Origin of the sequence: uncultured Succiniclasticum sp. (genome assembly GCF_902793885.1) — a bacterium.
Classification (GTDB): Bacteria; Bacillota; Negativicutes; order Acidaminococcales; family Acidaminococcaceae; genus Succiniclasticum.
Map to the genome: position 1 here is coordinate 1 of NZ_CADBFF010000041.1, position 10,827 is coordinate 10,827.

At 47.9% G+C, this 10,827-nt stretch carries 10 protein-coding genes; 9 read left to right on the plus strand and 1 reads right to left on the minus strand.

Going from position 1 to position 10,827, the window contains the following annotated elements; genetic code table 11:
• Positions 1 to 124 precede the first annotated feature (124 nt).
• Positions 125 to 1,156, minus strand: a complete 1,032-nt coding sequence (locus QZV31_RS12490) for an aldo/keto reductase (protein ID WP_295361217.1) — start codon at positions 1,154 to 1,156, stop codon at positions 125 to 127.
• 483 nt (positions 1,157 to 1,639) lie between these two features.
• Between QZV31_RS12490 and QZV31_RS12495 the strand changes: the two genes are divergently transcribed.
• From QZV31_RS12495 to QZV31_RS12535, 9 genes are all read left to right on the plus strand, one after another.
• Positions 1,640 to 2,383, plus strand: a complete 744-nt coding sequence (locus tag QZV31_RS12495; protein WP_093730723.1) for a YebC/PmpR family DNA-binding transcriptional regulator — start codon at positions 1,640 to 1,642, stop codon at positions 2,381 to 2,383.
• 122 nt (positions 2,384 to 2,505) lie between these two features.
• Positions 2,506 to 3,054, plus strand: coding sequence for a crossover junction endodeoxyribonuclease RuvC (gene ruvC / locus QZV31_RS12500; protein WP_295361221.1), 549 nt, complete (start codon positions 2,506 to 2,508; stop codon positions 3,052 to 3,054).
• Between the two features lie 68 nt (positions 3,055 to 3,122).
• Entirely contained in the window at positions 3,123 to 3,734 is a 612-nt protein-coding gene (gene ruvA, locus QZV31_RS12505; protein ID WP_295361224.1) for a Holliday junction branch migration protein RuvA, read from the plus strand.
• A 108-nt stretch (positions 3,735 to 3,842) separates the two neighbouring features.
• A complete protein-coding gene (gene ruvB / locus QZV31_RS12510; protein ID WP_093912897.1) occupies positions 3,843 to 4,886 on the plus strand; it encodes a Holliday junction branch migration DNA helicase RuvB in 1,044 nt (347 codons plus the stop codon).
• A gap of 113 nt (positions 4,887 to 4,999) precedes the next feature.
• Positions 5,000 to 5,671, plus strand: a complete 672-nt coding sequence (locus QZV31_RS12515) for an epoxyqueuosine reductase QueH (RefSeq protein WP_295361228.1) — start codon at positions 5,000 to 5,002, stop codon at positions 5,669 to 5,671.
• A gap of 168 nt (positions 5,672 to 5,839) precedes the next feature.
• Positions 5,840 to 7,294, plus strand: a complete 1,455-nt coding sequence (locus tag QZV31_RS12520; protein WP_295361230.1) for a SpoIID/LytB domain-containing protein — start codon at positions 5,840 to 5,842, stop codon at positions 7,292 to 7,294.
• A 154-nt stretch (positions 7,295 to 7,448) separates the two neighbouring features.
• Positions 7,449 to 8,480 carry a tRNA preQ1(34) S-adenosylmethionine ribosyltransferase-isomerase QueA gene (queA, locus tag QZV31_RS12525; RefSeq protein ID WP_295361234.1) on the plus strand — a complete coding sequence of 344 codons (1,032 nt, stop codon included), beginning with the start codon at positions 7,449 to 7,451 and terminating at the stop codon, positions 8,478 to 8,480.
• A 23-nt stretch (positions 8,481 to 8,503) separates the two neighbouring features.
• A complete protein-coding gene (gene tgt / locus QZV31_RS12530; RefSeq protein ID WP_295361236.1) occupies positions 8,504 to 9,643 on the plus strand; it encodes a tRNA guanosine(34) transglycosylase Tgt in 1,140 nt (379 codons plus the stop codon).
• 132 nt (positions 9,644 to 9,775) lie between these two features.
• Positions 9,776 to 10,666, plus strand: a complete 891-nt coding sequence (locus QZV31_RS12535; protein WP_295361239.1) for a fructose bisphosphate aldolase — start codon at positions 9,776 to 9,778, stop codon at positions 10,664 to 10,666.
• Positions 10,667 to 10,827: the final 161 nt, after the last annotated feature.

The window sequence follows — 10,827 nt, forward strand, 5'->3', positions numbered from 1 at the left end:
ACGCGTCGAAAGTACTGGGCTGGAAGCGGCCTGGGAGGATAGATTGTTGCCGGTCAGAGACGAAGCCCCCGTACTACACGTGCGGGGGCTTTTACTATGTATTATATAGCTTAGATAAAGTGATTTAATCGTTATGATGCGCTGCGTAAAATTCATTATAATCTTTCAGCATATATTGCAGGAGAGTCGGCGTATCCAGTCCATAAGGGCAACGGCTCTTACATAAATCACAATGTACGCATTCTTCGATCTTCTGCATTTTCGCATACCATTCATCGCTCATGAATCGTTTATAGGGAGAGCGGCGAAGCAGCATTGCCATTCTGGCAGCCTGTGGAATGTCAATATCTACTGTGCAGGGGAGGCAGTAGCCGCAGCTTCGGCAGAAATTACCGGACAGTTCCTTTCTGTCTTTTTCAATAACAGCTTTTAATTCTTCCGTCATCTGCTGGTCGGCTTCCGTTAGCTTCAGCCACTGGTCCATTTCCCAGTCATGCTGGATGCCCCAGATAGGTACGACGTTATCGTATTCCTGCATGAAAGCATAGCAGGCGGCTGCATTGGTCAGCATTCCGCCGGATAAGCCTTTCATGGCGATAAAGCCCATGTTGTGTGTTTTACAGTCTTTGACCAGTTCGATGTCTTTCTCTGTTGCCAGATAGCAGAACGGAAACTGCAGTGTTTCATATAATCCGGACTCAATCGCCTGATGCGCCACCTTGAGCCGGTGGTTAGAGATGCCGATATGACGGATGTAACCTTTCTTCTTGGCGTCCAGTGCTGCAGTATATGCACCCTTTTCATCTTCGGGCGAAGGCATCACAGCCGGATTATGGAACTGGAAAATATCGATATAATCTGTCTGCAGTCGTTTCAAAGACAGTTCGATATGCTCTGTTACCGTTTTGTAATCGGTTCCGCCGCTTTTGGTGGAAATGACAATGTTGTGGCGGACATCGTGCAGCGCTTCACCGATTTTCTCTTCGCTGTCAGTGTACATGTTGGCTGTGTCGAAATAATTGATGCCGTTATCATAGGCTTTACGCAACAGTGCTTTTGCAGCCTCGTGTGAAATGCGCTGGATAGGCAGGCAGCCCATTGCAGTTTTTGTCACCATCAGATCGGTTTTGCCTAATTGTACTTTTTTGATTTCCATGATGCCCCTCCTGATTATAGTACGTTTAAACTAAGGAAACGCTGAGTCAACGAGTTTGAGCAAGTGAGCAGACGGATTAATCGGTTGCATTCGGAATTAATGTTAAAACGATCAGTGAGTCCTCATAATTATTATATACAAAAAATCAATATTTGAATAGAAACGAAATCGAAATTTCTGCAAAGCGCGAGAAATTCCGGATAGATTTCCCGGCGAATCTTTGAGCTGCCTTATGCTACAGAGAAATGACAATAAAGAAAGCATAAGAGAGTAATCAGGGAAAGGCTATAAAAATGTCAAAGAGAGTCACAATAAAAGGTAAGAAAAGGATTGTCATGAAAGAGAAAATATAGTATAATACAATAGTTAAATTTAAATTATCTCATAAGGAAAACACTGACTGCAAAAACTTGCATGACCCTCGTCGGGTGTGCAGATTGATGGGTCTTTGGTTCCTTGAGCAATGTAATTGGAGGAATTAGTATGTCCGGACATTCTAAATGGGCAAATATCAAACACAAAAAAGGCAAAGCAGATGCAGCCAGAGGAAAAATAACCACAAAGATCGGTCGTGAAATCACGATTGCCGTACAGATGGGCGGCCCTGACCCGGTTGGCAATATGCGTCTGAAACTGGCGTTGGCAAAGGCAAAGGCCAACAACATTCCGAAAGATAACATTAAGCGCGCGATTGCTAAGGGCGCCGGTGAGACCAACGGTGCAAAATACGAAGAGATTACATACGAAGGCTATGGCCCGGCCGGCGTGGCCATCATGCTGGATGTGCTGACGGATAACCGCAACCGTGCGGCCGCAGATATCCGTCATGCATTTACGAAACACGGCGGAAATATGGGCGAAACCGGTTCCGTTGGCTGGATGTTCAAACGCAAAGGTATCTTTACGATTGATAAAGAAGCCGGCTACGATGAAGATGAAGTTATGATGATCGCGCTGGATGCCGGTGCGGAAGATATGAAATCCAATGAAGACAGTTTTGAAATTGTGACTCAGCCGGAAGACTACGATGCCGTAGAAAAAGCGCTGGCCGATAACAATATTGAAACCGTTATGTCGGAAATCACTATGGTTCCGGACACAATGGTCACGCTGTCTGATGAGGATGCGGAAAAAGTCCGTAAAACAATTGATATGTTTGACGATATGGACGACGTACAGGAAGTCTATACCAACGCTGACTTGCCGGATGAAGACGACGAGGAATAAGAAAGAGCAGGCAGGCTTCAAATGAGCCTGCCTTTTTTATATTGTTTCACATTTTCGTCATTTGTGGCCTGTATAATAGATTGTACTAAGATAGTTTGATGCAGAAGGCTGGAGGAAACAGTATGTTGGCGTTAGGAATTGATCCCGGCACTGCTATCTGCGGTTATGGTGTGGTGGAAATGAAAGGCAGTGTTATGAAGCCGGTGTTTTACGGTTCCATACTGACTGACAAAGACTGGCGTCCGGAAGAGAGGCTGCTGAAGATCCATCAGGATGTTTCTGATATTATTGGTCATTTTCAACCGGAATTTATGTCCATTGAAAAATTGTATTTTAACCGCAACGTCAACACTGCGATACCGGTTGCCCAGGCGCGCGGCGTAGTATTATTGGCCGCTGCCGAGCATAATCTGCCGATTTTGGAGTTTACTCCGATGCAGATAAAAAAATCGGTCACAGGGACCGGCGGGGCGGAAAAAAACCAGATTATCTTTATGGTGCGGCGACTGTTGGGGATTCGTGAAGAAATTAATCCGGACGATACGGCGGACGCATTGGCTGCCGCGATCTGCGGCCTGAATCAGGCAAGGGTGCTGCAGCTGCAGGCAAAAGGCGGCGCACGAATCGGGGAGATTCTGGAAAAACAGCGGAACCCGCTGAGCAAGAGATGAAAGACAACTGTAATAAATAAACTGTATTATAATTATGGTTTTGATAAACGGCATTTGGAGCGTGTATTATGATTGGTTCAGTAAGAGGAACGGTAGCGTATCAGGCGGCAGAATATTGTCTGATTGAAACGGCGGGTGGTGTCGGATACCGTGTGTTTATGCCGGTGTCCCAGATGCGGACCTTGTCCATGGGACAGGAAGTTCGTGTCCTGACATATACGTCAGTTCGGGAAGATGCAATTCAGTTGTACGGCTTTTTGACACAACAATATTATGATCTGTTTGCGCTTCTGTTAAGCGTAAGCGGCATAGGGCCCAAAGTTGCGATTGGCATTTTAGGAGCGGCAAGGCCGGAAGATTTTTATCTGGCGGTGCAGAGCCGGGATCTTAAAATGCTGACCAAGCTCCCCGGTATCGGAAAGAAAACGGCAGAGCGTATGGTGTTGGAACTGAAGGACAAGATCGGTACACTGGAAAGCGAAGAAAACGACAGAGAATTTGCCGCCGCAGTCAGCGGTGAAGGAAAATCGGAAGCAATCAACGAAGCTATGGCTGCACTGGCTGCGTTAGGCTATTCCAATTCGGAAATTTTGCCGGTGTTGCGGAAGATTCCGGACTATGGCACATTAAAACGGGATGAACTGATTCGCAAAGCTTTGCAGATGTTTGCTAAAAAGTAAGACAGGAGCATCTTCAGTACCTGGTCGATTTTAACAGAATCGACACATGATTGATATTGTAATTTATTATTTTCGTTAATAATTAAGATGAATAAAGGGGATAACGGAATGGAATTTGATGACCGGCTGGTAACATCGGAAGTTATGGAGTCTGATGGGGAACAGTACAGTCTTCGCCCCCGGACGCTGGAAGAATATATCGGGCAGGATAAAGTTAAACAGAATATCTCGGTATTCATTGAAGCGGCGCTGAAACGGAATGAAGCGCTGGATCATGTGCTTCTTTTTGGCCCTCCCGGTCTGGGGAAAACAACACTGGCCAATATTATTGCTAACGAACTGCATGTAAACATGCGTGTTACATCAGGTCCTGCCATTATGCGCCAGGGCGATCTGGCTGCGATTCTCAGTACGCTGTCGGAAGGGGAAGTGTTGTTCATCGATGAGATCCACCGTCTGCCGAAAGCAGTGGAAGAGATACTGTATTCAGCCATGGAAGACTACCAGCTGGATATTGTCATCGGTAAAGGACCGGGTGCCCAGAACGTCCGGCTGCCTCTTCCAAAATTTACACTGATTGGAGCCACCACAAGGCTGGGCTCTCTGGCGGCACCGCTGCGTGACCGTTTTGGGGTGCAGTGCAGACTGGAGTTTTATCAGCCGGAGCAGTTGCGCATTATCGTAAATAAGTCCGCGGAAAAGCTGGATGTGGAGATGACGCCGGAAGGCGCGCTGGAAATCGCCCGCCGTTCACGGGGAACGCCCCGCGTGGCAAACCGCCTTTTGAAACGGGTACGCGACTTTGCCCAGGTTCTGGGACAGGCTGTCATTGATCAGAAGTTGGCTGATGAAGCTCTTTCCCGTCTGGAAGTTGACCGTTACGGTCTGGACCAGAATGACCGGCGTATCCTGCAGACAATTGTCAGGACGTTTGGCGGCGGACCGGTGGGCGTGGATACCATTGCGGCTGCTGTCAGTGAAGAAGCCGGCACCATCGAAGACGTGGTGGAACCATATCTGATGCAATTAGGTCTGCTGCAGCGCACACCCCGTGGCCGCGTGGCGACCAGGGAAACCTATCGCTATCTGGGAATTCCCTACCCGGAGGATGCAAGTGGCAAGCCAAAGGTCGAACAACCGTCTCTGCTGTAAAATGAGCTGATTTATGTGAGGAAGGAAAACAGGCGATAGTTTCCCGACAGAAATGTGGAACTATAAATCAGCGTCTCCCTTGATGATTACTGTGTATTTAGAAAGATAGAACGATGAAATTATTATTACATGCCTGCTGCGGTCCCTGTGCCTGTTATCCGACAAAAATACTGAGGTCGCAGGACGTAGATTTTACGTTGCTGTATTATAATCCGAATATTCATCCTTATAAAGAATTTAAACACCGATTGGCTGCATTACGGGAGCTGGCGGAAAAACAGGATTATCGGCTGATCATTGATAAAACCTATCCGCTGGAAGAATGTGTGAAAGGGATGCTGGAGGAACCGGTCGTCCGCTGTGCGTTCTGCTACCGGATTCGGCTGCGGTATACGGCAAAATATGCGGCAGATCACGGGTTTACCGCATTCTCTACAACGTTGCTGTACAGTCCGTATCAGAAGCATGAACTGATCTTGCAGATAGCGAAAGCAGCCGCGGAAGAATTTGGTGTGGAGTTTTTTTATCAGGATTGGCGGCCTCATTATCAGGAAGGCGTGGATATCAGCCTGGCTTTGGGATTGTACCGCCAGCCCTATTGCGGTTGTGTGTTCAGTGAACGGGACCGCTATATGGAATGGAAAAAAACCAAAACCGAAGCAGGGAACACGCGCAATTCCAATGGCGTTGTCACGGGGACTGATGAAGCGGAAGGCAAACCCTTTGTCCGCATAACGAAACATATTATTCAGCTTCCGAAACAGGACACCATTCTGTACAAATAATTGGTTCTGTACAAACGGTTATATAATTATTAATCATTATTTTGCCCAAGGTTTTTCCATTTTTGATTTTGTTTTTCAATGCGTTCGGTTTTGTTTTTTAACGCAATCGTGCGGAATCGATTTAATATTTTTCAATTAGTATGCAAGTGATGATTGAGGATAAACGATATGATGAAACAGGCTGCAGAAAGATTGATTTTGAAATATATTTTTGTTTTTACTCTCTTGTTGACTTGTCTTTTTACAGGCCGCGTCCAGGCATCTTCTGAAATCGATGTGGGTCTGATCGTTTCCCAGTTTTCCGCAGAAGTAATCGCACCGTCTGCCTTTGTGGCGACAGAGCCGGATGGGAATCAGACGACACTGGAGAAGGGCAAGTACTTTATTGCAGCCAATTCAGGCAAAATTATGCTGGGCAGTCACCAACTGGCAAGTGGTACGGTTTTGGAAATGGCGGAACCGAAAGACAAAGAGGAAAAAACAAACAAAAACGCAACTACTACTTCTGATAAAGTTTCTGGCAAAACTGCAAACCAAAAGCAAGACCAGAATAAAGAACAGAATAAAGACCGGACTTCCGCTGACTCTTCCCGCCATCTGTTTACTGTGAACCGTCAGGAATATCGCGGAGCATTGAAAATCTACATAACAAATGAAGGCAAAAATCTTACAGTAGTCAACCGGGTGCCTTTGGAGTATTATGTGAATTCCGTGCTGGGGCCCAAGTCTTCCCCAATCTGGCCGGATGAGGCGATTAAAGCGCAGGCGGTTGCCGTTCGCAGTCTTGCCTGGTACTATAAAAATAATCCGGAAAGCAGCCTGTTTGCCGTACGGGCGGTAGAACCCGAAACGTTTTACGGCGGCATCCGTACGGAAAATAAGAATATAACGAAGGTTGCAGCGCTGACTGCCGGCCAGGTTTTGTATTATAACGGCAGACCTGCTGCAGCGTATACCTGTGAGAGCAGCGGCGGCATGACCGTAAGTGCGGCAGAAGTCCTGCAAAAAGATATTCCGTATCTGCGGGCGGTTCAGGATTATGATACTGATTGTCCCAGCTTTACCTGGGAAAAGAAAATCCAGGCTGCGACAATCAGCCGGTTGTTGGAACAAGGCGGGCATAAAATCGGAAGGCTGCGGGGCTATCGCATATCCGACAGTGAAAAGCCGGCCACAAAGGACCGGTATCCCAGTGGCAGAGTCAAAATCATTTACTGGCAGGGAGACCTTGGCAGCGTTACCCTGAGCGGTCAGGAACTTGCCGATATGCTGGCCTTAAGCAGCAACTGGTTTGACGTTTACCTTACGGATCCGGTTCCGCAAAAGTTAGATGTGCCGATTGAAAACAGTTATGGCATAGAAATCGGGAAAAAACAAATTCCGATTGAAATCAAAGGACGGGAAAAAAGCACATGGAAATCCGCAATCCCCGGGTATCACTTTTTAGAAGGGACGGCCGATGAAACTCTTTTGTTTAAAGGAAAAGGAATCGGACGGGGGCTTGGCCTTTCCAAGTGGGGCGCTAAGGGTATGGCCGATACGGCGCCGGAAAAAGCAAAAGACTATTATAAAACGATTTTACTGCATTATTATCCTGGAACCTATCTGGTTTCCGCGTACTAAGGAAACGCTGATAAATTACTCTGTACGCGCGCTTGCAGCGCACAAGCTCATGTAATCCGTGTTTCCCTAAAAAATACAGGAAGCAACGAACTGCTGCGATGGATTACGAATGCGATGGGACCGTGTTTCCTGTATATAGAAAAGAGATATACCGATGAAAGTTACCGATTTTGATTACGCACTACCGAAAGAACGGATTGCCCAGCACCCTGTAGAACCACGGGACCACAGCCGGCTGTTGGTTGTCGATAAAACAACCGGCGAGATGGAGCACCGTCATTTTTATAATCTGCCGGAGTATTTAAAACCCAGCGATCTGCTGGTCTTTAATGATACCCGTGTGATTCCGGCCCGTCTGTACGGCTTTAAAGATACCGGGGCCCATGTAGAAGTGTTTTTGCTGACCCGCCTGAACAATACGGACTGGGAAGTGCTGGTGCGTCCCGGAAAAAAACTGCAGGTGGGGGCCCATATCAATTTCTCGGACGAGTTGTCCGGGACGATTATTGACCATACGGATTTTGGCGGACGTATTATCCGTTTTGCCTTTGAAGGAGTGTTTGAAGAAATCCTGGACCGGCTGGGGGAAGTGCCGCTGCCACCGTATATTACGGAAAAACTGGAAGACAAGGAACGGTATCAGACAGTTTATAACCGGGATCCGGGTTCTGCTGCGGCGCCTACTGCAGGCCTGCATTTTACAAAAGAACTTCTGCAGAAAATCAAAGACATGGGCTGTGAAGAAGTGTTTGTCACTCTGAATGTAGGGCTGGGCACGTTTCGTCCTGTTACGGAAGAAAATATTGAAGACCACCCCATGCACAGAGAATTTTACAGCGTGACCCCGGAAGCCGCTGCCGCTATCAACAGGGCGAAAGCAGAGGGACGCCGGATCATTGCGGTAGGCACGACCGCCGTAAGGACGCTGGAGTCTGCAGGCGTTACAGGAGAAGTGAAGGCCGGAGGAAACTGGACGCAGATTTATATTTATCCGGGCTATCAGTGGCATATTGTCGACGCGCTGGTCACCAACTTCCATCTGCCCCAGAGCACGCTGCTGATGCTGGTATCGTCCTTGTCGTCGCGGGAAGTGATGCTGCACACATACGAAGAAGCCGTCAAACGGGAATACCGATTCTTCTCCTTTGGGGACGCCATGTTTATTACAGAACTGGATAAGAAATAGCCTTTATTTTTTCAGGAGATGTTATGCACGCAGTTACTTATGAATTGATTAAAGAAGCAACACAGGGAAAGGCCCGCCGAGGCCGGCTGCATACGCCGCACGGAACCTTTGAGACACCCATGTTTATGCCGGTGGGAACGCAGGCGACTGTTAAGACGCTGTCACCGGAAGAGTTGTACGATATGGAAAGCCAGGTGATACTGGCCAATACCTATCATTTGTTTTTGCGTCCCGGCAGCGAACTGGTAAAGAAGGCGGGGGGCCTGCACCGGTTTATGAATTATAGCCGCGGTATGCTTACTGACAGCGGTGGCTTTCAGGTGTTCAGCCTGGGAGAAATGAGGAAAATTTCGGAAGAAGGCGTTATGTTTCGCTCCCACATCGACGGCAGCAAGCAGTTCCTGTCGCCGGAAGTTTCTGTGCGGGTGCAGGAAGAACTGGGCGCCGACATCGCCATGGCCTTTGATGAATGTATCCCGTACCCTTCGGATTTTGCTTACACAAAAAAATCAACAGAACGCACGACGCGTTGGGCAGAACGCTGCCTGAAAGCGCATACACGTGAAGACCAGGCACTGTTTGGAATCGTCCAGGGCGGTATGTTTCCGGAGTTGCGGAAAATGAGCGCCCAGTCCCTGCAGGACATGGACTTTGCAGGCTATGGGATCGGCGGACTTTCGGTAGGAGAACCCAAACCGATGATGTACGAAGTGCTGGATCAGACCACTGACTGGATGGATAAGCAGAAAGCGCGGTACCTGATGGGAGTGGGAACACCGGATTGTCTTGTGGAAGGAATTAATCTGGGCGTGGATATGTTCGACTGCGTGTTCCCGACACGGGTGGCGCGTAACGGTACGGCCATGACCTGGCGTGGACGTCTGGTGGTCCGGAACGCCATGTATGCAGAAGACTTCCGCCCCATTGATGAACATTGCAACTGTTACGCCTGCCGTAATTTTTCACGGGCCTATATCCGTCATCTGTTCAAGGCGGAAGAAATATTCGGCTTACGGCTGCTGTCGATTCACAACCTGCATTTCCTTCTGCACTTCACAAAAAAGATACGGGAAGCTATCGAACAGGATCGTTTTCAGGAATTCCGGAAAGCATTCTGGGACAATTGGGAAGAGAAGGATCAACGGCCTGCGGACCTGGCCTGACATTTTTCTGAAAACGGTTCCGCTTTATGGTATAATAACAATAAGGGTACACCCTGCTAAAAAGTATTGTTAAAGGCTCTCGGGATACATGGAGAAGATAGTATTAAATTAAAAAAAGAATGGAGGTACGACATGAACCAGAAACAATTGGAAAAAATGAAAAACGGCAAAGGTTTTATTGCGGCGCTGGATCAGAGCGGTGGGAGCACGCCGAAAGCATTGCGGTTATACGGTGTCGCGGAAAGCGCTTATTCCAATGACGAAGAAATGTTCAATCTGGTCCACGAAATGAGGACCCGTATCATCACCAGCCCTTCGTTCACAAGCGACCGTGTGTTGGCAGCCATTTTATTTGAAAATACAATGGACCGTAAAATTGAAGATAAGTTTACGGCCGATTATCTGTGGGACGTAAAGGGAATCATTCCTATCCTGAAAATCGACAAAGGACTTGCGGATTTGGATGACGGCGTACAGCTGATGAAACCGATTCCCGGTCTGGATAAAACACTGGCCCGGGCCCGTGATGAACGGCACATCTTCGGTACGAAAATGCGCAGCGTTATTAAAGAAGCGTCGGAATCCGGTATCAAAAAAATCGTAGACCAGCAATTTGAAATCGGCCTGCAGATTGCTGCGGCCGGGCTGGTTCCCATTATCGAACCGGAAGTGGATATTCACTGTCCGGACAAGGCGAAAGCGGAAGAAATTCTGAAAAAAGATATTATGGAACATCTGGCCAAACTGCCGGAAGATACCAAGCTGATGTTTAAGTTGACCATTCCTGATATTCCCGACACCTATGCGGAACTGATTGCCGATCCGCGTGTTGTCCGCGTGGTTGCATTGTCCGGCGGTTATACCCGGGAAGATTCCAATAAAAAACTGGCGGCCAACCACGGCCTGATAGCCAGCTTCTCCCGCGCGTTATCGGAAGGCCTGAATGTAAACCAGTCCGCTGCAGACTTTGACGCGTTGCTGAAAGAGTCGGTAGATTCTATTTATGAAGCTTCTATTACCTGATACCTGCAGGTATAGACAACTGTCAGCGTACTGAATCGCATGAAACTAAGACAGTCGTGGGATTTGAACCGCTCCCCGTCAAGTAGACAGTAAAATAATTAAATATTATTTCACAGCGCTTCGACGCTGTGGCAACCGCAGATTCCGTTTGGCAGCTAAAG